The organism is Shewanella sp. CG12_big_fil_rev_8_21_14_0_65_47_15 (genome assembly GCF_002783505.1).
In the GTDB taxonomy this organism is placed as follows: domain Bacteria; phylum Pseudomonadota; class Gammaproteobacteria; order Enterobacterales; family Shewanellaceae; genus Shewanella.
Genome location: NZ_PFGL01000006.1, coordinates 48,603 through 71,094, shown reverse-complemented (window position 1 = coordinate 71,094; position 22,492 = coordinate 48,603). Strand labels below are relative to the sequence as shown.

Sequence of the window (22,492 nt, the reverse complement as noted above, 5' to 3'; positions counted from 1 at the left end):
TTTTTGGTCAGGAAAAATCTAGCGGCCATTTTGGGGAGCAATATCGTTTTGTGTTCTGACGAAAATAACCAAAAATAACCGGGCAGGCATAAATTTTTTTTATAGGCAATGTGGGATGATATTAGTCCGTAAAATGTTGCGGATTTATGTTTAATCGCTTGTTTTAAAAATGAGTTTAGATATATTTATGCTGTAACCAATACCGCCTTAAGGGCGGTAATTTCCGATTCTGTTAATGGCCGCATTTGACCTGTTTGTAACCCTCTCAATGCTAATTCGCGTAAATTCAGTGTCATTAAGGCGACGCGCTCAAGATCGATAACGCGATACCCGAGCGCCTTGGACATGTGACGAATTTGTCGATTTAAGCCCTGAGTCAGCACAATTTCAAAGCTGTCCGAGCTGAGACGACGAACGTGGCAGGGCTGGGTTTGCAGATCTTTATAACGCACTCCACTGGCCATTTGTTCAACAAAATCATCGGTGAATGGCCTATCGAGGCGCACATGGTAGGTTTTGCTGTGGGCAAAACTGGGGTGCATCAGTTGATGGGTCAGCTCGCCATCATTAGTTAACAGCAACAGGCCGCGGGAATCTTTATCGAGCCTGCCGACGGGATAGAGTCTTGGCGCTTCGGGAAGCAAGTGTATAAGGCTTGTTTCTTCCTGCTCCAACAGGCGGCAATCTGTGCCCACGGCTTTGTTCAATATCCAGTAGGCGAGGGTTTCAGTTTTAGTGATTGGCGAGCCATCAAGCTCTATACGGTCGAGGCAGTTTAATAGTTCGTCTAAACGGATGGGAACTGTGTGGCGGGCGATATGGCCATTGAGTGTGATGCGCCCGGCCTCAATTAAACGGCAGGCTTCACGGCGTGAGCCAATGCCACACTGGGCGAGGTACTTTGCGAGGCGCATATCAATCCAAGGTTGATGAATTTAAACATAAAAAAGAGCCGAATTCGGCTCCTTCAATTGTACTTATCGGCATCTTAATTAGCTATTTCAACCTGCTGTTTAACACGCGATAAGAACAGTGTGACTTATCAATGACGCTTGCGGAAAATTACAATCGCAATCGCCACGGCAGCGAGGATCATGCAGTACCATGCATAGGACACCGCCGCTAGCGGTGTGATGCTAAAGGTCGATGCGATTAACAGTGCTTGTGCACCATAGGGAATTAACCCCTGGATAATACAGGCGAAAATATCGAGGACGCTGGCGGCACGTTTGGGGCTTACACCATGTTTCTCGGCTAAGTCTTTGGCAATATCACCGGTCACTACGATAGAAACCGTGTTGTTGGCCACACAAGTGTTAGTCACTGCGACTATGCCAGCCATACCCAGTTCTGCGGCGCGGCATGAGGCTTCACCTTGTGCCTTTGAGAAGCGCGTGATCAGCTTTTCAATCTGTTTGCTCACAAAGGCGAGGCCACCTTGCTGCTGCATCAGTGCCGCTAAACCACCGACCAGCATAGACAGAATGAAAATCTCCTGCATATTGCTAAAGCCAGCATAGATATCTTTACCAAACTGGATCACGCCGTAATCCATAGTAAATAGACCCGTAGCGCCCGCTAATAAGATACCTAAAGTTAAGACCACAAATACGTTCAGACCTGCCACGGCTAAGATCAAAATGGTCAGATAGGGAATGACCTTAATAAGATCGATGTTCTGCGTCGCTAATTCTGCTTGGCCTTGTCCGGCAAATACAAAGGCGATTAAAGTTAGCAGTGATGCTGGGATAGCGAAAATCAGGTTTTCACGGAATTTATCTTTCATATCACAGCCTTGAGTGCGGGTGGCTGCAATAGTGGTATCGGAAATAATCGATAAGTTGTCACCGAATAGGGCGCCAGACATAACAGCGCCCGCCATTAGGGCGTAGTCAATTTGCGCTTGGTCAGCCACACCTAAGGCAATCGGCGCCACGGCGGCGATGGTACCCATTGAGGTGCCCATGGCCGTGGCGATAAAGGCTGCAATCACGAAGAACCCGGGTAACAACAGGTTTGATGGGATCAGTGATAAACCCAGAGCAACGGTGGCATCGACGCCACCTGTGGCTTTTGCGACCGCTGCGAAGGCGCCTGCTAATAAATAAATCAAACACATAGCAATAATGTTGCTGTGACCAATACCGCCTATAAAGGTATCAATCGATTGATTTAATTTCTGTTTTGATAAAATCAACGCCAGAATAATCGCAGGTAAAATGGCGATAACGCTCGGTAATTGATAGAAGGCGAAGTCGACACCTTGGCTTTGGAAATACACACCCGCGCCAATGAAAAGACCAAGGAAAACCAATAATGGCAACAGGGCAATGAAAGATGCCGGGCTGTGCTGTGCTGCTGGATTGCTCAAATGTTATCTCTCTTTCGCTTAGAGTTCTTTCTGCAGGATCCTTAGCAGTCAAACTCGCTTAAATGTAGTGTCGCTTCGGCATCGTATCCTAGCAACTTGAGGCAAAGCATATTTGATCCCCATCAACCTGTCAATTTAGACGTCTAGATGTTTTTACTTCCATTGTGATCGCTAGGTTATTAATAGGTTGTATAAGATAAAGTTTATTCTACATTTTAATTTATAATCAATATGTTCCATATTTTTACTGAGATTGAACTAGTGGTTTTTAATATGATTTAGAGTAGTTTGCAACTGAATAAAATAGCGTCAAAGCAAGTTGACTGCTGCGGTGCTGGAGCTAATCGGCTAGGTTTGCTTGTGCGGTACTACCATTTCGATGCCATAGCAAAATAATATTAATTAAACCTTAATTTTTAATTTGTTGTTTTTAAATGTAAAAATACATTAACCGCATACACTTTTATAAAACACTAATGATAATGATTTGCGTTAGATAAGAGACTTTAATAGAATCGCCCCAAATTATGTTAATAACTCTTTGGAGCTTTGTTTAAATGCGCACATCTTCTCGTCACACTATGAGTCTTGTTGCAATCTCTTTGCTTACTTTGGGGCTAAGCCAAGTTGCGGTCGCGGGTGAGGATTTATTCGGTTATGTCAAAGGCGCAGAAGCCATGCCCAAGGATGCAATCGAACTCTACCAAAAAGTCACCCTACGCAATGATAAGGGTCAAGGTACCTACAGAGGCATTAACTACGAAACTGAATTGGAGTATGGACTGACCAATAAACTTGCAGTGTCAGCCTCTGCTAAGTTTATGTCCTTGGATACCAATGGGTTGATCATCAATGGTTATTTGCCCGCAGAGAAAAAAATTGATTTTAAATCCTCAGGTGCCGAAGTTGGTTTAAGCTATATGTTTTTAAGTCCAGCGAAGGACGATATCGGTCTATCGATGACGGCGTCTTTTGACTATGACTGGATTGATGTGCATTCAGGCCAAGATAAAGATACTTTATCATTAGATCTTGGTCTGCAAACTCAAAAATACATGCTAGAAGGCGAGCTGATTTGGGTGGGGAACTTAGGTATGGAATCAACCTATGCAGACCGTGCGCCTATCGCTAATCTGCCAGAAGACTTCGAATGGTCGACGGATCCAGAGATGGAACTGGAATTGAAAATGGGCACAGGGTTAAGCTATCGTTTCGCCCCCAATTGGTTTGTCAGCGCCGAAGTCTTGTTTGAAACTGAATTTGAAACTGAGGTAGGTCAGGAGCGTTGGTCCTTCTTCGCCGGTCCTTCATTGCATTACGGCGGTGCCGATTGGTGGGCGACCCTGACTTGGTTACCCCAGTTAAGTGGCGGCGGTGAGCAGTATGAAGGCCAGCAAGATACTAGCTTGCATCTGATTGAAAAGACGGAACAAGAAATTAGATTGAAGGTTGCATTTAACTTTTGATTAAGGTGCATTGGGGCTGTTGCAGAGAGCTAATTGCACTGTACAGCCACTGTTATTGCCAAGGATGGTCTGCATTTAAACGTATTTGATTAATTTAGGTATTGATATGGCGCATACATATTGGAATAGCTTGTGGTTTATGCCCATGGTCGTCGTGGCCGCTCCGGCCTTTTGTGCGGATTATTTAACGGTTGCACAGGCGCAGGCATTGATTTTTGATCAAACGGCCGTATTTAGCGAACGACCTACCTTACTGAGTGCTGATGCTAAAGATCAGATCAAGGACGTATCTGGCGTGCGTCAGCGTCAAGATCAACAGCCGATTTGGAAAGTTGAAAAGGACGGACAGTTCCTCGGTTGGTTTATGGTCGATGATGTGGTCGGTAAACATGAATACATTACCTATGCCGTGGGGATTAGCCCCCAAGGTGAAGTGTTGGGTTTAGAAGTATTGAGTTACCGTGAGACCCATGGAGGTCAAGTGCGCGAAGCCAGTTGGCGCCAGCAGTTCCACGGTAAAACACTGAACGATCCCTTTAAACTGGATGAGGATGTCACCAATATCAGTGGCGCGACCTTGAGTTGTCGTAATTTGCTCGATGGCGTGAAGCGTTTATTGGTGATCCATCAACTCTTCCTGTCACAGTCGGCATTATCGTGATCCGCCGCGCTAAACCTTTACTCGGGACTCTGGTGGAAATCGCCGCCGAGTCACTGCCAGATCAAGGCGGTGGGATCTCACTTGAGGATAAAGCCTTAGAAGCCGCGATTACAGCGGCTTTTTCGCGTGTGGCGCATATTGGTCGGTTGCTGAGTTTTCATCAGCAGGACAGTGAGTTAAATCAGTTAAATCGTCAGCCTGGAACATGGATTAGTGTAAGCCAAGACAGTTTACGGGTGCTCAAGTTAGCTAAGTGGCTAGGCAAGGCGAGCAATAACTTGTTCAATTGCACCGTCGGCGGTGAAATGATGTCCCGCGGTGCCTTGCCTGCCTATCTTGGTATGCCTTTGTTATTACAAGGTGAGTGGCAAGATATTGAAATAAAAGAGAATAAAGTGCGACTCGCTAGGCCGCTCATCTTAACTTTAGACGGGATTGCCAAAGGTTATGCGGTCGATATGGCGGTCAGTGAGCTGCGCCGTGCGGGTGTCAGCGGTGGTTGGGTCAATGCCGGTGGCGATTTAAAAGTCTTTGGCACTGCCTCTCTAAATGTACTCTGCCGTGGCCCATTGGGATTGAGCCAAAAGATTGGTGTTAGCAATATGGCGCTGGCCAGCTCGCGGGTCTCACAAACCTTAAGCCGCGATTATCCTGCGTTATTGCTGCCAACGGGCAATGTTGCCGATGTGAGTATCGATGCTGAAAGCGAGCGCATTGTCAGTGTGAGTGCCCCCTTTGCTTGGCGCGCCGATGCGTTGACTAAGGTTGCTGGCTATCTTAATCCTGACTCGGCCGCTGAAAAAATTATCCACTTAGGTGGTCGATTAATTAGTTTTGAATAATGTGTCTTTGGGTGTGATTAGCTGGAGTTTTCAGGCTTTTTTACCGAAGGAGCAACAAAGATTCGGGTGTATAACATTTTCCTATGAAGAAATTAACTGGCTATCCAAATTGGTTCTTTTGGCTAATTATACTTGCCATTAGCGTCACCACGCTCACAGGCTTGTTTATGCTACCTTGGGTAATGGAGTTTAAATTGCAGTGGGATGTGGATTTTGGCCTCAGCGGTGAGCTGCGGTTACCTGCCGTGGTGATGCACGTGTTGTTAGGCTGGTTACTGTTGATGTTACTCGGTGCACTCTGGCACAGTCATATTCGTGCTGGGTGGCGTAAAAAATTGAATTATAGGAGTGGCTTAGTTATGTCGCTCAGCCTTATCACCTTAGCGTTAACGGGTGTAGGACTATACTACTTGAGTTCAGAGTCTGCCCAGTTGTTCGCCAGTTTATTGCATACGCTTTTGGGGATGTTATTGTTTTCAGGTTTTGCTTGGCATTATTACCATGGGCGTAAAATCCGCCAACAATCCCTCTGGCGACAAGGGATAAGATAAGTGATGCGTCAAAGTGCCAATTAAACTGAACTCGATTAAAAAAACTATTAAAAAACACATTTAAAAAGAGTGCCTTATTGGGCACTCCCTTAGCTTCCACTATTTATTGCTGTCACTATCCGCTTGTCGTTAACAATGTATCGTTAGCAACCTGTCAGCTTAAGCGACTTTAAATCGCGCCACTTCTTTTTGTAGGTCGCTGCAAATGGCTTTAGTGTTGACGACGATTTGCTGGGTTTCTTGGATCACCATATTGCAATATCTTGTTTTATCAGACAGTTCAGTCAAGTTACGATTGATTTCTTCGGTTACGTGGGTTTGTTCTTCAGTTGCGGTCGCGGTTTGAGTCGACATCTCGCTGACCTTAGAGGTGGAGTTGAGAATTTCATCTAATGCCTCTTGGGTCTGGCTGGCGAGGGTGACTGTCGATGTGGTCAGGCTGGCGCCTGATTCGATACTCTTCACGGCATCATTGACGCCCCGTTGTAACTCTTCAATCATCCGCTGAATATCTTGGGTCGAGGTTTCTGTGCGGCTCGCCAGAGTACGCACTTCATCGGCGACCACCGCAAAACCACGACCCTGTTCGCCCGCACGGGCCGCCTCAATGGCGGCATTGAGGGCGAGCAGGTTGGTTTGCTCGGCGATGGCGTGGATCACATCCAGCACTGAGGCAATATTAGCCGAGTTGACTGAGAGTTTTTCAATTACAGTGACGGCATTTTTAACTGATTCAGACAGTTGCTGAATATGGTTAACCGATTGAGTGAGGATATTTTTACCCTCAATGGTTTGGTTGTTGACCTTAGTGATTTCGGTGGCGGTATGCAGAGCGTTGCTGGCGACTTCACGCACTGCGGCGCTCATTTCATTTACCGCTGTGACTATGGTATCGACAAACTGCTCCTGCTCGTGGCTGATGTTGATTGTGGTGGCAGACTTAGTCGCAAGGTTTTCAACGGTTTGGCTAACATCTTTGGTCTGGCTGATAATGGCGATCACCATCTGCTGAAGTTGAGCCACAAACAAGTTAAAGGCATTGGCCAGTTCGCCAATTTCATCTTGACGATTAATGGGAATTCGCTGGGTTAAGTTTCCGTCGCCATCGACTATATCATTAATTCGGTTAGTAATATCTTGAATCGCGTTGACTATGATCTTGGGGCCAAAGTAGGCGATCACTAGGGCAACGATAGCGACAAGGGTGGCAATGGTGACGGAAATTTGGGTTTGGGTAGTGGCCTGCTCTGAGGCTTGTAAATCCAGTTCTTTTACGCGGTTATCGGCGGCTTCACCGGCGGCATTGTAGATGTTTCTTAGGGCTTTAAACTCTTTTTTAGATTTGTTTTCATGGAGTTGTCTCGCCAGTTCAAAGTTATTATTTTTTACCGCGTTGATGACTTCCGATGAGGCTTGATACCAGAGCGAAAACTGCGCCTCAAAACCACTGGTGGATTGTATGACTTCTAAGTGTTCTTGCAGGTAATGTTTAAACTCCCCCATGCGATCACGCGCTTGGTCGACGTTTTCCTGCCAGTTGTCTATCTCACTCTTGCGATTGTCGCCGCTGAGATCGGGACGAAGGAGCACTTCTTCACTCAGTTGGGCCTGATAGAGGTCCCGATCCGCGTTGAGAATGGCCGAAATTGCAGGGTTAAATAATTGGCTAAACTCCTGCATTTGCTTGAGGGTGGTGCGGCTTTGCATCGCATCGGTTATTGCCATCACAATCAAGGCTGTCGCCATAATGGCAAACATCAGCGAAAACTTTACTCGAATGCTATTAAACATGGGACTCTCCATAACTCTCTGACAAAACGACTTATTAAATAGCTTAGTCGCTATTTGGGTGTTTGCAGCAGTCAGCGAAAAGTCCGTTATTGGCAACATTAAAGAAAACGCCCCAAGATTTTAGGGCGTTGAGGAGAGAGATTTATTCGGTGCAGGCGATGGGAACTGTGGGTTTCAGCTTAGGTTTTACCTGCACTAACATCACCCCAAAGATGACCATAGCGCCGCCTAAGTAGTGATATATGGCTAAAGTTTCATTCAGAATGATCGCCGCTAGGATGGCCGCGAGGATCGGCATCAAATTGAAGAAAATGCTGGTTCGCTCGGCACCTAACTTGCTGATGCCATTAATCCAAGCCCAAGGTGCGATGAGTGAGGCGCCAAGGGCGGCGTAGAGAATTAACGGTGCGGCTTGGCTGCTAATGGCGATACTGGGCGCGCTAAACAACAACGGGGTTAGCATCAATACGGCAATAATGCCTTGAATATACACCGACTCCCACGTCGATATTGGGAGCTGCCAGCGTTTGAGCAACACACCGTAAAGCGCGTACACAAAGGCGCTGATAAGTAACAATAAATCCCCTTGGGTCACGCCGATGGCAAGATTGGCCATATCCCCGTGGCTTAGCATAAACACTAAACCCAATAGCGAAATCACTGTGCCACCAAAGACCCAGGGCGTCAGCTTTTGTTTGAGTAAAGGTACGGCCAAAAACAAGCTTACCATAGGTACCAGCGAGTTGATTAAGGCCATATTGGTAGCGGTTGTGGTTGCTGCGGCAAAGTAGGCAAGGCTTTGGTTTAACACCATGCCTAAGGAGGCTAAGGTAGCGAGTTTGGGCAGTAATGGCGCAATCGTTTTACGCTTGCGCCAGACGGGTTTTAGCATAAAAGGCGTTAGCACTAGCATGGCAAAAAACCAGCGATAAAAGGCAATGGCTTCGGGGGCGATAATCCCAAAGGAAAGCTTGTTTACAATGGCGTTGCCCGCCCAAATCACGACGGCGAGTAGGGGAAATAAATACAGCATAGGTCACTTAATTGGCGTGAGGACGGGTTTACGCCGAGCGGCATAAACCCGATATCATAGATTGACTGCTATTATCCTTGGTCTTTTATGATATAAATATCGCTTAAAAGACAATGTCAGTTCGTCGGCGGACAATCATTCCTAGGATTGAGCTTTTGTCTATGTCTCGAATCGAGCCAGCCCTTTGTTGGAGTACAGATGCGTCCCGTTTATCATCCGCTCAGGGCGGAACAAGCGCCTGTTGCGGATATTTTCTTTAACTATGAAGCCTTCCTGCCCAATACCATCACCCCAAAACACAGCCATGCCTGGGGGCAATTGCAGTTGATCAGCGGCGGTATTATGGAGCTACATGCCGCCGGGCAGCGATTTTTATCGCCCTCCCAATATGCGATTTGGGTGCCTGCGGGGATTGAACATGAGAGCTACACTCGGCGCAGTATCCATTATTGCTCGATGAACATAGTGGCAAATCGTGCGGGTGTTTTTCCGGATGAGACCTGTCTGCTGGCGGTCACCCCCATAGCGCAGGCGATAGTGAATGACCTGAGGGAGCGGCAAATCCGGGTGGCTGAGGGCGAAGCGGATAAACGTCTGGTTGAGGTGTTAATCGACCAACTGATCTTAGGACAGGCGCAGCCGCAATTTTTACCCTCGAGTACCGATAAATTGTTGCAACCTATTCTGCAGCAATTCGAACTCGATCCCGCCAGCCAAAAGAGCCTTAAAACCTGGGCCAGTGAACTGCATACCACGGAGCGCACTCTGGCGCGGCGTTGCCAAGATTGTCTTGGGATGCGTTTTACCGAGCTGCGACAACGGCATAAGTTTATTTACTCGTTACAACTCTTGCGTGAGGGATTGGCAATCAAGGAGGTCGCTCTGACCTTAGGCTATAACCAAACATCGCCCTATATAGTGATGTTTAAAAAATACGCCCAATACTCGCCCGAGCAATATCGCCGCCAACTGGCCTAAAAATAGGGAACGGTAGTACCGTACCCCATTGCAAATAAAGAGAGGATGTAAGGGATTTTTACACAGGGATTAATCGGAGTTTTTCTGTCGATTCCGTTTATCCTGACGTTTCTCTTTTAAGGTTTTCATCGGCGGTTTTTTCGCTTTTTCTTTACTCATGACAAATACTCCTAACTGAACTTAAACTCAGCAAAGTGATACTCAGTAAAGTGAAACTTCATAAGATGAGACTATCGAGTGTAGCGCCGCATTCCCATCGATAGTTTATTCAACTCTATCTGTCGATAAAGTTGAATGGTAAAAAGTCGATGACCCATAATTTACTTTCACCCCTGGATGATTTTTACATAAGCGCTGCCATACTCGGTAAATAGTCAAGAGGTTCTGATATTGGGCCATCGGCTTTAATTCATTCCGCGGCCTGTTAATAACTTCAAAATAATGCTCTCCTGCTTTTATATTCTGCTTATGCTAAATGCCGCCGCAAATAGCGATTTAAAAGCATGCTGCCACTGAAATTTGAACATGCTTTATTCTGAAAATGCTATTTTTCCCTCTAACTTATTTCTTACAAATGGCGATATCCTTGATCATAAACAGTACGGGTTTACCTAGAATATTGACTTCGGCATATTCGCCCTTAGTGCGTCCGAGCAGGCTGACGCCGAGATCAGAGATCACCGAGTAGCGTCCTGCTCTGGGTTTATGCCCTGGCGGATACACCAGCTCGATACGGTATTCCTGCTGGTCCTGTTGATTAACCAGTAAAATTTCTCGTCCAACCGTCACTTTATCTAGGGTTTCTTCACTTTTGAGTTGATCCAGTTTTGCAATCACTGCGGCTAATGAAGTCGGGCGCAGTGAGGCATTAAAACTGTTTTGCAGGTAATAGGTTTCAGTTTTCAACATAAAAGACTGAAATAGATTGCTAAAAAAAGAATAAAACATAACTACCCCAAAATATGAGCTAGATAACTGCCATGCTCCAAAATAAAAGTTGAAGCAATAAATTAAAAAATAAGAGATGGACTGCCGAGTGCGAGTAGCACTCGGCTTAAACTGGAAATTTAAGTGAAAGGCGCACGAAGCTGGCTAAATAATGAAGCTTATTCAGCAAAAAAGAAGATGGCTTAAAAGTGATGGATGAAAATGCATTTTTAAACATAGTGCTACATCTCCATATCAAAATAAGGCTAAATTAATCATTTAGCTTGCTTGATGATTAATGACTAATAAACTGTCGATACCATAGGCCAACTAAAAAAATAAATCAACTCATGTTTTTTGTCAGTCGGCATTATTACTGGTTTGTGTTGATGTCCCGATTAAATAAAACTTACCGCATTAAAATGCCGCTAATTTTTAGAGATTTGTTACCGCATAAATTTATTTTTTTTGGTTGAATATTGTTCGGTTAGGTCGTCAGCCCTGCGCCTTGCAGCAATATTTTAAGGCACAGGGAAACCAGTAGTAGGCAACTGACGCTGGTGCACCAAATCAGCAGTAACCAGCCGAGCCGCTTGGGTAGAGATGAAGTCTGAGTCGTCATAGCGAGATCCTAAGTTTGTGTTGCTGGCAGCCGAGTCGATATCGGCTGCATTAAGTCGTGTTTAGTGATAGCCAACATCCTTGGTGAATTTGCCGCGAAACACGTAATAACTCCAAAAGGTGTAGGCCAAGATCAGTGGAATAATCATCAGTGCGCCGATGAGCATAAAGCCTAAGCTGCTCTCGGGTGCGGCCGCCTGCCATAGGCTGATAGTCGGTGGAATAATATGTGGCCAGATGCTGATGCCTAAGCCACTAAAGCCTAAGAATATTAACGCGAGCGTTAGCAAGAAGGGGCGATAGTCATCTTGAGTATTTAAGGCGCGGATCAGCGCCTTAGTGCAGAGCAATACCAGCAGAGGTACAGGCGCAAAATAGAATAAATTCGGCAGACTAAACCAGCGCAGGGCAATATTGGGCTGTACGAAGGGCGTCCATAAACTGACGATTCCTATGCTCATCAGCAGGCAGATAGCGAGGATTTTAGCGATCTGCTGCATAGTCGTTTTAAGAGTGCCTGTGCATTTCTTCACTAACCAAGTTGCGCCAAGGAGCGCGTAGGCCAGCATCAGCCCAAAGCCACAGAAGAGTGAGAAAGGCGATAACCAATCGAAGCTGCTACCGCTAAATCTTTGTCCATCTACCGAAATACCTGAGATAAATGCGCCGAGCACTACGCCTTGAGCAAAGGTGGCAATAATCGAGCCGAACATAAAGGCCGTGTCCCAAAAGGGTTTAGTCTTGGCGCTGGATTTAAACCTAAACTCAAAGGCAACGCCGCGAAAAATCAGGGCGAGCAGCATGATCAGCAAGGGAATGGTCAGGGCTTCGAGCACTATGGCGTAGGCTAGGGGAAAGGCGCCGAGTAGGCTAGCCCCACCCAGTACTAGCCAAGTTTCGTTACCATCCCACACTGGCGCAACGGTGTTGACCATTACATCCCTATCGTCTTCATCATGGATGAAGGGAAATAAGATGCCGATGCCAAGATCGAAGCCATCCATCACTATGTACATGAGTGTGGCAAAGATGATGATCCCAAACCAAATCAGGGGTAAGTCGAATTCCATGGTGTGCCTTTAAATGGGTTGTTTAATCGAGAGACAAGATAAAATGCCTGGTTTGTTATTCATGGTTTTCAATCCCTTGCGCTACAGGCCCTTTGCTAATGAGTCGCATCATGTAGCTATATCCCACGCCAAAAATGCCGAAGTAACAGATAACGAACATCATCAGGCTGAGGCTTAAATGAGACACACTGTGGGATGAAACGGCATCTTGAGTGCGCATTAACCCTTGGATAACCCAAGGTTGGCGGCCAAGTTCAGTAGTAAACCAGCCCGCGAGGGTCGCGATTAATCCTGCTGGACCTAACAGCAGCACAAAGCGCAGGAAGAGGGGATTGCTGTATAGCTTTTGCTTGCGTCTAAGATAGAGGCTCCAGACTCCAGCCAAAATCATCAGTACACCTAAGCCCACCATCACCCTAAAACTCCAAAAGACTAAGGGCACATTGGGCCAATCCTCGGCAGGAAACTCTGTGAGTGCTGGCACTTGCTTGCTTATATCGTGTTTTAAAATCAGACTGGCTAATCCCGGAATTTCCAAGCTGAAATGATTGGTTTGGCTATCCATATCGGGCAATGCTGGGTTACGCAAGGCGATTTCCCAACGTTATGCCAAGCTAGGCATGAGCGTCTCGCCCGATGAAATTTTGATTACCTCGGGGGCGATGGAAGCGCTGAACTTGAGCTTAGCGGCCTTGGCTCAGGCAGGGGATTGGGTCGTGATTGAATCGCCCGCTTTTTATGGCGCAATGCAAGCCATTGAACGCCTCAAACTGAGGGCGATTGCCGTCGCGACGGATCCCCGCGAAGGGATTGATCTTAACGCCTTGGCCGAAGTGCTTAAAACCTATCCTGTCAAAGCCTGCTGGTTAATGAGCCTGCATCAAAATCCCTTAGGCTGTAGTTTATCGGAACAGAAAAAACAGGCGGTTTATCAACTACTTTGTGAGCATAATGTCAGCCTGATTGAAGATGATGTGTATCAGGAGCTTTATGTCGGTTCGAGTGCGCCGAGGCCGATTAAAGCCTTAGATACCCAAGGCTGCGTGCTGCATTGTGGTTCTTTTTCTAAATCCTTGATCGCAGGGTATAGGGTCGGTTGGGTCGCCGCGGGGCGGCATGCCCCGCAATTGCAACGGTTGCAGTTAATGTCGACCCTCTCAACCAGTGCGCCTATGCAACTGGCCATCGCCGATTTTATTCAGTCGCCCCAATATGAGCGTCATTTAAAGCGTTTACGCCACACCTTAGCGGATCGCAAATTTGCCATGTATCAGTTACTGCGGGCTCACTTACCGGAGTCCGTGAGTGTGAACCTTGAGCCGGGCGGTTATTTTCTCTGGTTGGCATTACCTGCCCATATGGATGCGACGCAGATATATCATAGCGCGCTTGAGCGAGGGATCAGTATCGCACCGGGGAATCTCTTTAGTAATCAAACAGAGTTTCGCCATTTTATGCGCATTAATGCCTCCTATGATTGTTCAGTCGAGATAGTGCGTGCGGTAAAAGTGCTCGCACAACTCCTATATCACTCCCCGAATTGATACGCCAAAGTGTGAGCCGTTGTAGCCATTTAGCTTGCGAACTAAAAATATTTAGACTTCTAGATGGCCATCTGTTAGCTTGGATGTAGTGCACAGATCTTGTGCGATCGGAGCATCAATTTGCGTAACGCTCACCCTAGGTTTGCCTTGGTGCGCGGCAATGATTGGGGAATTTATTGGGGAAGGACACAAAGATGAAACTTGAATCACTGGCGTTACACCACGGATATGAATCAGAGGCGACCACAAAAGCCGCTGCGGTACCTATTTATCAAACCACCTCCTACACCTTCGATGACACCCAGCATGGTGCTGATTTATTTGACTTAAAAGTTGCAGGCAATATCTATACGCGAATTATGAATCCGACGACCAGCGTACTCGAGCAGCGGCTTGCGGCCATTGAAGGCGGCATAGGTGCGCTCGCTGTTGCCTCGGGAATGGCGGCCATTACCTATGCGATTCAAGCGCTGACTCAGGTGGGGGACAATATTGTCAGTACCAGTCAGCTCTATGGCGGCACCTATAATCTGTTTGCCCATACGCTGCCGCGCCAAGGCGTAGAAGTGCGGATGGCGGCCTTCGATGATTTTGAAGAACTCGATGCCTTAATCGATGCCAAGACCAAGGCGTTATTTTGTGAGTCAATTGGTAACCCCGCCGGCAATATTGTCGATTTACAACGTCTAGCCGAGATAGCCCATAAACATGGCGTGCCTTTAATTGTCGATAATACGGTCGCTACGCCCGTCCTATGTCGCCCCTTCGAGCATGGCGCCGATATCGTTATTCATTCCCTCACCAAATATATTGGCGGCCATGGCACTACCATTGGCGGTGTGATTATCGATTCGGGTAAATTCGATTGGGTCGCGAATAAAGAAAGATTTGCCTTACTCAACCAAGCCGATCCTTCTTACCACGGCGTGGTTTATACCGAGGCCTTTGGCCCTGCGGCCTTTATTGGACGTTGCCGCGTGGTGCCGCTGCGTAATACTGGCGCGGCGCTTTCACCCCACAGCGCATTTTTGTTGTTGCAGGGGCTTGAAACCTTGAGCCTACGTATGGAGCGTCACTGCTCGAATGCGTTGGCATTGGCCGAATACTTGATACTGCATCCTTCGGTCAGTTGGGTGAATTACGGCGCCTTGCCGAGCAGCCCTTATCGTGAAAACTGCCAAAAAATCACCGGCGGTAAAGCCTCGGGGATCATCAGCTTCGGTATTAAGGCGGCCACGCCCGAGGAGGGGAAAATCGCCGGTGGTAAGTTTATCGACGCACTGCAGATGATTTTGCGTTTAGTGAACATTGGTGATGCGAAATCCCTCGCCTGCCATCCCGCCAGCACCACCCACAGACAGTTGGACGCGAACGAGCTTGCCAGAGCCGGGGTGTCTGAGGACTTGATCCGAATTTCCGTTGGCATCGAACATATCGACGATATTATTGCCGATGTGGCGCAGGCGCTAGAAAAAGCCTTGGCTTAAGCCTCTAATCCCATCAAAAAGGCCGCTAACAATAGCGGCCTTTCCTTTGTTTCACATCACTCGCTACTTATTGGGTTTGTTTCCAACAGGCGATTACGCGCCTTTTGATAGAAGTAAGATACGGTCAGTAAGATCACCCCAATCAACATAAAGGCGATGACTTTTTGCACCAGCTCGAAGGACGCCATATCCAGTAATAACACTTTGAGTGTGGCTAAGGTAAAGAGTCCGGCGGCGAGGCGGATCATATCCGCATGTTGGGGTTTTAGGCTGATAAACATCAACACACTGCCATGCACGACGAGCAGAATGGCACTGAGCGGCGCGGCAATAATGCTATCAAATACATAACTCCAGGTGAGATAACTGAGCGCCAGTAACCCATGCCAGCCCCATTTCAGCCATTGCAGCGGTAAGAAGCGTCGATGCAAACGGATAGCGACGCCGCGGCGCAATATCAGCGTGGCAAGCAATGCTAAGGCGGTAAATTCGCAGAGGATCAGTAAGGCGTTATTCAAATCCAATCGCAGCGATATCTCAAAGTGCAGCATTATCGGCAATAGCGCGAGCCCCAGACAAAGCCCGTAGGCCAAGCTGTAGCTTGAGCGAACCGCGGCTTGGATCTCGCTGGCTATGTGTGCGAGTAAGCCCGTTTTTTGGCCTGAGTATTGAGAAGCTCTTTGGATCAACAGTGCAAAATAGCCGCTGAGTGCTAAAGCTGTCATCGACCAGGCCACCACCTCAGTGCGGTTTAATCCATATACGAGTACGGCCAATACCAGCGCAAAATAATAGGGGCTAAGTTGCCATTGAAGGGTCAATAGCTGACGCCATCTATCGGGTAGTGTGCGATAACGAGCGAGTACAAATCCCATGATAAGAATGCCAATCAACAGTCCGATAAGTCCTTGCCAGATTTCAAATAGGCATAAACTTGCTGTGGTGAGTACGGCAAGCCAAGTCAGGATTTTAGCTTCAATCTCAAGGGCTTTGTGTTTAATCACATAGGCAAGGCCAAGACTGAACAGACAGCTAAACCAGAGTGCGGCCGCGGTAAACTCCCAATAGCTGCGGATGACTTTAGGCAATAATAGCAGTGGCAAGAGGAGATAACAGCCGAGTTGTATCTGCTTGGCGGCCTGGGCAAATAAGGATGCAGGATAGCATCTACGATACCAATAGTGGGCCAACAGCAGAGCGGCGAACAATTCAATGCGTGCCAGCTTGGCCATCAGTGGCTGCGCACTAAAGCTCAGGCTACCACTGAGCGTCACGCCTTCTACCACAGTAAATAAGAGTGGCAGCAGTAAGAGCCAGGCGGCGAACTCGCTGACCATCAACTTATCTTTGCCACTTAAATACAGCAGTAACAGACTCACTAGCGGGATGATGGCGAGGTAATAATCGCTGCTGACAAGGTAAGCCGCGAGCAAGAGAGTGGCGACATAAAATCCGCTGAGGATTTCTTTGAGTAGATAACTCAGTTGCCGCTCAAGCGGTGAGAGTGGCACCTCATCACTCTGGATTTGGCGGATAACAAATAACAGGGCGCCCGTACTCAAGACTAACGCAATCAGCGGAAAACCAAGGGCGGCCATAGGCGTTTGGGCGCCAAGCCCGAGTAAGGATAAACTCGTAATCACGGCATATAAATTGAGAGTCAGCCCAGTGAGCAGTAACACATAGGCTTCGGCGCGTACCGAAATCAGTTTCTCCTTAAGGCCAATCCACAGCATGAGCAAGGCCTCGAGGATTAATACCAACCCCAGAAAATCATGGCTTAACAGATAAAGTGCGGCAAAGGCGGCAAAACTGCCGCCAAAGACTAACAAGAGGCTGCTCTGTGATGGGGCTAGGCGAACTTTAAGTTTGAAATATAAGCTCGCGCAGATTAGCGCGTTGGCGATAAAGATTTCCCCTGCCAACTCAGTAAATTGTGTGAGCTCGAAGAGCACAAAGGCCAATAAGGCAATCGGTAGAACTAAGGCTCTATGGCTGAGTGGTGCTGTTGCTGAGTTAAAGATAAGCCCAACTAGTCCATAGAGATAAAATAGGACGTTAATGCTCACTAGGGCTAGCACTGCGGCGCCGTTCCACTGATGGAGTGGTAAATCGACAAAATAGCTGAAGGCTTCGATACAAGCGATATGCAAGAAGGCGGTGATTTCAAGGAGCGATGGCCACTGCAATTTACGGCTTTGGGCGAGGGCGCCCGCACCAATCAGCAGCAGATAGGGTATATACAGTAGCGGCGCATAGCTTTGGGATAACAGCATCATAGGCGCCATCGAGCCGCCGACCAAGGCAATGACGGCAATGACCTTGGCATCGAGGCGCATCGAGAGGCCATAGCCCGCTAAAGTAATCAATAGCAGCAGAATAAAGCTGGCGCTGTTGGGGATGATTTCAAAATAGGGGCCAATAAAATAGGCGCAGAGAAAGTTTAGGATAAGGCCTAATCCGACGATCCCCGAGCCAAAGTCGGCCATGCCCACCCTCTTTTGGCGGATAAAAATCCCGCCCGCAATAATCGCATTGGCGCAGCCAAAACCGAGCAGGGCTTTACCGAGCTCGGAAAACCAATGATTGATGGAATATTGCAGTAAATAACCAAAACCTAGGGTGAGGGTAATGATGCCTGCAACCGTTCAAAAACACTGGGCCTAAACCCTTGGCTTGATAGTGTTGATAGAAGCCTTTGACCTGCTCAGTAATTGCTGCAAAGGGCGCCACGATGGCGGCAAGGCCCTGGGACAATAAGCTCTCAAATTGGCTGGCTGCCTGTACGCCCACCTCAATACCCGCTGGTTGAGTAAACTCTCTATCGCCGACTTGTTGCGAATCCAGCCTTGAATGCGCTTCTTGGGGATGTGTAGTTTGGCGCTGCCAGGGATCGTCTTGCCAAGGATTCGTCTCAGGCGTTTGCGGCTGGAGAGGCGTTGCGAGCGCTTCAGATTGCTGCGAGACGGTCTGAACCCTTGATTCAATATCGGCCGCGCTAAGTGGTGCGGTAACGTGTGTAATTGAATTCGAGAGATGGCCTGCGTCTTGCTGCTCAAGCTGCAGACTGATGCTATCGAGCTTGGCAGAAAATTCGGCCAATTGGCGGCTGAGTGAAGATTGCTGCGACAGGTGCTGCAATGTTAACTGCGCCAATTCTGCCTTGAGTTGGTCTACGTCATCCTTTAACGGCATATCAGTATCCTAAATACGCTATCCATATGCATTTGCTGCAAAAGATTGTACTGACAACTTGGGGGAAGGGCTAGCGAAAAGCCATGATTCGGCCAGTATTGAGCTTGGAATGGGACAAGCGTGGCAGAGATAGTGCAAAGCCTTTGCCCTATCTTTGCCACTCGAAAAGCGGTTATTTTTGTGCTTGCAGGATCACAAACTTGCCGTTGGAGGCAACTGTGGTGCAGTTTTTAAATAAACGCTGTAATTTCACATGGTAAGCCAAGTGGCGATTACCCACTATATGTAAGATCCCGCCATTTTTGAGTCGGCGCCGCGCGTCTAAAAACATCTGCCAAGCGATGTGATCGGTAATGGCCTCACCTTGGTGAAATGGCGGATTACAAAGCACTAAATCCGGCTCCACCCCATCGGGTAGGTGGGTCATGCAGTCATCCCAATGGAAATGGCCTTTATCTGCGGGGAGTTGGTTACTGATCCAATTGGCTTTCGCCGAGGCCACCGCCATTTCGGAGTCATCAATAAAATGGATATTCGCATTCGGGTATAATTGGGCCGCACGCAGACCGAGCACGCCATTACCACAACCCAGGTCGACAATCGTTTTAAAATCGCCCTGAGGGAGATTATCCAACATAATGCGCGCGCCGATATCGAGTTTATTGGCGGCAAACACATTGCTTAAATTACTGATATGGAGCTTGAACTCGGGAATCTCCCAGGTGACTTCCTTCGGCAAGGCTCTTGGCTTACCCTCGCTAATACAAGTGATAACCCGGGTTTTTTTCCAGGCAAGGCTGGCACTGGCTGGCCCTAAGTGCTTAGCGAATAATTCCAGTAAGCTCGCGTTGATGGACTTGGCCTTAGCGCCAACCAACACTTTGCAACCCGCAGGCAACACTTGGGACAAGCGCATCAGCTGGTGGGCAAAGTAAGTGAGGTTTTTAGGTAACTTCATCAATACGAGGGTGAGATTTTCAGGCAAGGCATCGCGACTGGTAAACCATTGCAGGTTATCCATAGTTAACTGATTGCGCTGATGATTTTGCTCTGCACCTAAAAAGCTGGTTCTGGCATCGGTTTCGATATTCAGTGGCCAATCGGGATTAAGCCGCGATAGGGCGCAACTTAAGGCACCAAAGCTGTCGTTGATAATGGCCGTTGGCACAGCGGTTTGTCCGCCTTCGACTAGGGTGTTAATCAGATGCTCGTCTGCTGCATCCCAAGCTTGAAGATTGGATTCCTGCGAAGCGGGGTAGCGGAATAGTTCAAGCTCGATCCCTGCCACTGAAAATTGTGTCGTCATCTTTGTACTAAGCCAATAAAAACGCTGCCAATAAAACAGCGCCAATTAAATAAGGCGCAGATTATCGCAGATTTCCCCTTATCGTGCGATGCTTGCCTTGTGAGCATCCAGTTTGTTGTGCTTTGGGTAGAACTTAAAAGACAAGCCGTAAACAAGGTAGTGTATGAAACAAGTCGATTTAGGACTCGAGCCTGAGCAGCATCCTGTGCCTGATGGGGGGATTTCTGCCAGCGATTGTCAAGATATAGGGCTAGTCGAACCGCCCATTACTTTAGTGCGGGATTATTTGAATCCAGCTCAGCAAGCGGCATTACTCAAGGAGGCCGAATCTTACCCTCTGAGCCGCCCACAAATTCAAGTGTTTGGAGAATATCATTCGATCCCAAGGCAGCAGGTTTGGTTCGGTGATGCGGGATGTGACTATTTATATTCTGGGCTATTTATTCGTGCCATCCCTTGGCCTAAGTATTTGCACAAATTGCGCGATAAATTGCAGCGGGATTATGGCCTTGGTAGCAATGGCGTATTAGTCAATCGCTATGCCGATGGTCAGGATTGTATGGGCGCCCACAGCGATGATGAACCCGAGATCGCCCATGGCAGTGATATTGCCTCAATTAGCCTTGGCGCCTCACGGGATTTTGTGCTTAAACATAAACACAGCAAGCTTAAATACACTATTAGTTTACATAGTGGTGACTTATTAATTATGCACTGGCCAATGCAGCGGGATTGGTTGCACAGTGTGCCTAAGCGCTTAAAGATCAAAGAACCCCGTTGGAACTACACTTTTAGGCAACTGGTAGTGAATTATCACTGTTAGTATTTACCCTAGGATATGGCGTTGATATTGCCATTAATGTTGCAATAGAGTGAGCCATCGCCGACAAAATTAGCGGTGTGAATTTGATCTTTTTAAATTGAAGCAGTACTCTGCGCCCACTGGATTTTCCCATTCTGAGATTCGAATATGTCCAACATGCATACGCAGGTTACAGTGGCCGAGATCATCACCCAGAAGCTAACTGATAGTTTCTCGCCAATCCACTTAGAGGTTCTTAACGAAAGCCATCGTCACCATGTTCCGCCTAATTCAGAGACTCATTTTAAAGTGGTATTAGTGAGTGAAGAGTTCGATGGGCTGCGCTTATTGGCACGTCATCGCTTAGTCAATAACTGTTTAGCCCATGAATTAGCCACAGGTGTGCATGCGCTTTCTATTCATACTTTTACTCCAAGTGAGTGGGATGCGAATGTGGAAGTTCCCCGTACCCCCAATTGCCGTGGTTAAGCGTTAACGGGTATTTACGACTAAGCCACTTCCTCGGAAGTGGCTTTTTGTTTTAAGTCACATAGAGGGCATTCTTTAGTTTCCCTGCTGAATTTTCTGTGTTAACAATATGTTCTATTTTGTGGCGTGTTAAGCCCCCATCAATGTGCTTAACATATCTCGTAAAGAATGCTAATTCAGGTTTGGTAAAGAGGCGATTGCGACTCGGGAGTGTATTCGATGCGTAGGTTTGGGTCCCTGCTTTTGGCTCTGTTGCTGGTGCTTAGCGGTTGCAAGCCGCCGGCAGGCAATGCGGGAAATGCATCAGGGGAGCCCGGCAGCACACTCTCATCTAGCCCTCAAATTATCGAATGGCGTCTTGCCACTTCTTGGCCTAAAAACTTCCCCGGTTTAGGTATGGCCCCAGAACGTTTTGCCCATCTTGTCGATGAAATGTCCAGTGGCCGCTTAAAGATCCAGGTTTATGGCGCGGGTGAATTAATGCCCGCTTTTGCGGTATTCGATGGTGTCAGTCAAGGCAAAATTCAGATGGCCCATGCCGCTTCTTATTATTGGAAGGGTAAGACGCCTGCGGCGCAGTTCTTTTCCTCTATTCCCTTTGGCATGACGGCGCAGGAAATGAATGGCTGGCTGCACTATGGTGGTGGTATGGCGCTTTGGGAAGAAGTGTATCGTCCCTTTGGCATTATACCGCTGGCGGGCGGTAATACGGGGATGCAAATGGGCGGGTGGTTCAATAAGTCTATTAAGACGATCGCCGATTTTAAAGGTTTGAAGATCCGTATGCCGGGCTTAGGCGGCGAAGTCTTAAAACGAGCCGGTGCCGTACCCGTGAATATGGCGGGGCGTGAACTCTATGGCGCGCTGCAAACGGGGTCGATCGATGCGGCTGAGTGGGTAGGGCCATTGAACGACCTTGCCTTTGGTCTACATAAAGTGGCTAAGTACTACTATTACCCCGGTTGGCATGAGCCGGGTTCTAATATGGAGTTTTTAATCAATAAAGCCGCCTTCGATGAGCTTCCTAAGGATTTGCAGGTTATTGTGAAGAGTGCGGCTAGGGCGATCAATCAAGATATGCTCGATGAATATACGACCCGTAATGTGACGGCCCTTGAGATCTTAGTCAAAGATGAGGGGGTTGAGTTAAGGGAATTCCCCGCCCAAGTGCTGACAGAACTTGAGCAAATTTCCTTGAAAGTGATTGAAGAACAAGCCAATCAAGATCCTTTGATGCGTAAAGTGTACGCCGCCTATCACACCTACGAGCAAGGTGTGCGTCAGTATCATAAAATATCTGAGGATGCCTACAGTCAACAAAGGCAACAATAATCAACAGTGTTGACATTAAATGGTCA

At 47.6% G+C, this 22,492-nt stretch carries 17 protein-coding genes and 3 pseudogenes; 10 read left to right on the top strand and 10 right to left on the bottom strand.

Annotated features, from left to right (window positions below):
• Positions 1-185 precede the first annotated feature (185 nt).
• Positions 186-914 carry a 23S rRNA pseudouridine(2604) synthase RluF gene (locus COW15_RS02415; RefSeq protein WP_293629580.1) on the bottom strand — a complete coding sequence of 243 codons (729 nt, stop codon included), beginning with the start codon at positions 912-914 and terminating at the stop codon, positions 186-188.
• 128 nt (positions 915-1,042) lie between these two features.
• Positions 1,043-2,371, bottom strand: a complete 1,329-nt coding sequence (locus tag COW15_RS02410; protein ID WP_293629578.1) for a Na+/H+ antiporter NhaC family protein — start codon at positions 2,369-2,371, stop codon at positions 1,043-1,045.
• Between the two features lie 557 nt (positions 2,372-2,928).
• On the opposite strand from COW15_RS02410, the gene COW15_RS02405 reads away from it, so the two are divergent.
• The 4 genes from COW15_RS02405 (at position 2,929) to COW15_RS02390 (ending at position 5,891) form a co-directional block, all read left to right on the top strand.
• On the top strand, positions 2,929-3,837 hold the full coding sequence (locus COW15_RS02405; RefSeq protein ID WP_293629577.1) for a DUF6662 family protein: 909 nt from the start codon (positions 2,929-2,931) through the stop codon (positions 3,835-3,837).
• 106 nt (positions 3,838-3,943) lie between these two features.
• Positions 3,944-4,498 carry an FMN-binding protein gene (locus COW15_RS02400; protein WP_293629576.1) on the top strand — a complete coding sequence of 185 codons (555 nt, stop codon included), beginning with the start codon at positions 3,944-3,946 and terminating at the stop codon, positions 4,496-4,498.
• Positions 4,495-5,340, top strand: a complete 846-nt coding sequence (locus COW15_RS02395; RefSeq protein ID WP_293629575.1) for an FAD:protein FMN transferase — start codon at positions 4,495-4,497, stop codon at positions 5,338-5,340. The genes COW15_RS02400 and COW15_RS02395 overlap by 4 nt, the downstream gene beginning before the upstream one ends.
• A gap of 83 nt (positions 5,341-5,423) precedes the next feature.
• A complete protein-coding gene (locus COW15_RS02390) occupies positions 5,424-5,891 on the top strand; it encodes a hypothetical protein (RefSeq protein WP_293629574.1) in 468 nt (155 codons plus the stop codon).
• Positions 5,892-6,050: 159 nt separating this feature from the next.
• Here the strand turns inward: COW15_RS02390 and COW15_RS02385 are convergent, their stop codons facing one another.
• Positions 6,051-7,682: a methyl-accepting chemotaxis protein gene (locus COW15_RS02385; RefSeq protein WP_293629573.1), complete on the bottom strand. Its 1,632-nt coding sequence runs from the start codon at positions 7,680-7,682 to the stop codon at positions 6,051-6,053.
• Positions 7,683-7,824: 142 nt separating this feature from the next.
• Complete coding sequence (locus tag COW15_RS02380) at positions 7,825-8,715, bottom strand: DMT family transporter (protein WP_293629571.1); 891 nt, start codon at positions 8,713-8,715, stop codon at positions 7,825-7,827.
• A 198-nt stretch (positions 8,716-8,913) separates the two neighbouring features.
• Between COW15_RS02380 and COW15_RS02375 the strand changes: the two genes are divergently transcribed.
• The gene (locus tag COW15_RS02375; RefSeq protein WP_293629570.1) at positions 8,914-9,693 is read left to right on the top strand and encodes a helix-turn-helix transcriptional regulator; all 780 of its coding nucleotides are present in this window, start codon (positions 8,914-8,916) and stop codon (positions 9,691-9,693) included.
• Between the two features lie 561 nt (positions 9,694-10,254).
• On the opposite strand, the gene COW15_RS02370 is transcribed toward COW15_RS02375, so the two are convergent.
• The 4 genes and pseudogenes from COW15_RS02370 to COW15_RS02355 all read right to left on the bottom strand — a co-directional run.
• On the bottom strand, positions 10,255-10,641 hold the full coding sequence (locus tag COW15_RS02370) for a GreA/GreB family elongation factor (RefSeq protein ID WP_293629569.1): 387 nt from the start codon (positions 10,639-10,641) through the stop codon (positions 10,255-10,257).
• Positions 10,642-11,107: 466 nt separating this feature from the next.
• Positions 11,108-11,242, bottom strand: coding sequence for a DUF2474 family protein (locus COW15_RS02365; protein WP_084789167.1), 135 nt, complete (start codon positions 11,240-11,242; stop codon positions 11,108-11,110).
• A 61-nt stretch (positions 11,243-11,303) separates the two neighbouring features.
• Positions 11,304-12,311 (bottom strand): cytochrome d ubiquinol oxidase subunit II, encoded by a 1,008-nt coding sequence (gene cydB / locus COW15_RS02360; RefSeq protein ID WP_293629565.1) that lies wholly within the window; start codon positions 12,309-12,311, stop codon positions 11,304-11,306.
• 55 nt (positions 12,312-12,366) lie between these two features.
• Positions 12,367-12,888: pseudogene (locus COW15_RS02355) on the bottom strand (cytochrome ubiquinol oxidase subunit I); the annotation flags it as partial.
• Here COW15_RS02355 and COW15_RS02350 point away from each other — a divergent pair.
• Positions 12,881-13,855, top strand: a pseudogene (locus tag COW15_RS02350) (PLP-dependent aminotransferase family protein); the annotation flags it as partial. The pseudogenes COW15_RS02355 and COW15_RS02350 overlap by 8 nt on opposite strands.
• Before the next feature lie 194 nt (positions 13,856-14,049).
• The gene (locus tag COW15_RS02345) at positions 14,050-15,342 is read left to right on the top strand and encodes an aminotransferase class I/II-fold pyridoxal phosphate-dependent enzyme (protein WP_293629559.1); all 1,293 of its coding nucleotides are present in this window, start codon (positions 14,050-14,052) and stop codon (positions 15,340-15,342) included.
• Positions 15,343-15,398: 56 nt separating this feature from the next.
• Here the strand turns inward: COW15_RS02345 and COW15_RS02340 are convergent.
• Positions 15,399-18,537, bottom strand: a pseudogene (locus COW15_RS02340) (DUF2339 domain-containing protein).
• Positions 18,538-18,709: 172 nt separating this feature from the next.
• Positions 18,710-19,843, bottom strand: a complete 1,134-nt coding sequence (locus tag COW15_RS02335) for a methyltransferase (protein WP_293629557.1) — start codon at positions 19,841-19,843, stop codon at positions 18,710-18,712.
• A gap of 163 nt (positions 19,844-20,006) precedes the next feature.
• Between COW15_RS02335 and COW15_RS02330 the strand changes: the two genes are divergently transcribed.
• The 3 genes from COW15_RS02330 to COW15_RS02320 all read left to right on the top strand — a co-directional run bounded on the left by COW15_RS02330 (position 20,007) and on the right by COW15_RS02320 (position 22,466).
• Positions 20,007-20,666: an alpha-ketoglutarate-dependent dioxygenase AlkB gene (locus tag COW15_RS02330; RefSeq protein WP_293629555.1), complete on the top strand. Its 660-nt coding sequence runs from the start codon at positions 20,007-20,009 to the stop codon at positions 20,664-20,666.
• A 147-nt stretch (positions 20,667-20,813) separates the two neighbouring features.
• On the top strand, positions 20,814-21,134 hold the full coding sequence (locus tag COW15_RS02325; RefSeq protein WP_293629553.1) for a BolA/IbaG family iron-sulfur metabolism protein: 321 nt from the start codon (positions 20,814-20,816) through the stop codon (positions 21,132-21,134).
• A 219-nt stretch (positions 21,135-21,353) separates the two neighbouring features.
• Positions 21,354-22,466: a TRAP transporter substrate-binding protein gene (locus tag COW15_RS02320; protein ID WP_293629551.1), complete on the top strand. Its 1,113-nt coding sequence runs from the start codon at positions 21,354-21,356 to the stop codon at positions 22,464-22,466.
• Positions 22,467-22,492 lie beyond the last annotated feature (26 nt).

Coding starts and splice junctions, on each gene's coding strand:
- COW15_RS02415 (WP_293629580.1), bottom strand. CDS start 914: ATGCGCCTCGCAAAGTACCTCGCCCAGTGTGGCATTGGCTCACGCCGT.
- COW15_RS02405 (WP_293629577.1), top strand. CDS start 2,929: ATGCGCACATCTTCTCGTCACACTATGAGTCTTGTTGCAATCTCTTTG.
- COW15_RS02400 (WP_293629576.1), top strand. CDS start 3,944: ATGGCGCATACATATTGGAATAGCTTGTGGTTTATGCCCATGGTCGTC.
- COW15_RS02390 (WP_293629574.1), top strand. CDS start 5,424: ATGAAGAAATTAACTGGCTATCCAAATTGGTTCTTTTGGCTAATTATA.
- COW15_RS02385 (WP_293629573.1), bottom strand. CDS start 7,682: ATGTTTAATAGCATTCGAGTAAAGTTTTCGCTGATGTTTGCCATTATG.
- COW15_RS02380 (WP_293629571.1), bottom strand. CDS start 8,715: ATGCTGTATTTATTTCCCCTACTCGCCGTCGTGATTTGGGCGGGCAAC.
- COW15_RS02375 (WP_293629570.1), top strand. CDS start 8,914: ATGCGTCCCGTTTATCATCCGCTCAGGGCGGAACAAGCGCCTGTTGCG.
- COW15_RS02370 (WP_293629569.1), bottom strand. CDS start 10,641: ATGTTTTATTCTTTTTTTAGCAATCTATTTCAGTCTTTTATGTTGAAA.
- COW15_RS02365 (WP_084789167.1), bottom strand. CDS start 11,242: ATGACGACTCAGACTTCATCTCTACCCAAGCGGCTCGGCTGGTTACTG.
- cydB (WP_293629565.1), bottom strand. CDS start 12,311: ATGGAATTCGACTTACCCCTGATTTGGTTTGGGATCATCATCTTTGCC.
- COW15_RS02345 (WP_293629559.1), top strand. CDS start 14,050: ATGAAACTTGAATCACTGGCGTTACACCACGGATATGAATCAGAGGCG.
- COW15_RS02335 (WP_293629557.1), bottom strand. CDS start 19,843: ATGACGACACAATTTTCAGTGGCAGGGATCGAGCTTGAACTATTCCGC.
- COW15_RS02330 (WP_293629555.1), top strand. CDS start 20,007: ATGAAACAAGTCGATTTAGGACTCGAGCCTGAGCAGCATCCTGTGCCT.
- COW15_RS02325 (WP_293629553.1), top strand. CDS start 20,814: ATGTCCAACATGCATACGCAGGTTACAGTGGCCGAGATCATCACCCAG.
- COW15_RS02320 (WP_293629551.1), top strand. CDS start 21,354: ATGCGTAGGTTTGGGTCCCTGCTTTTGGCTCTGTTGCTGGTGCTTAGC.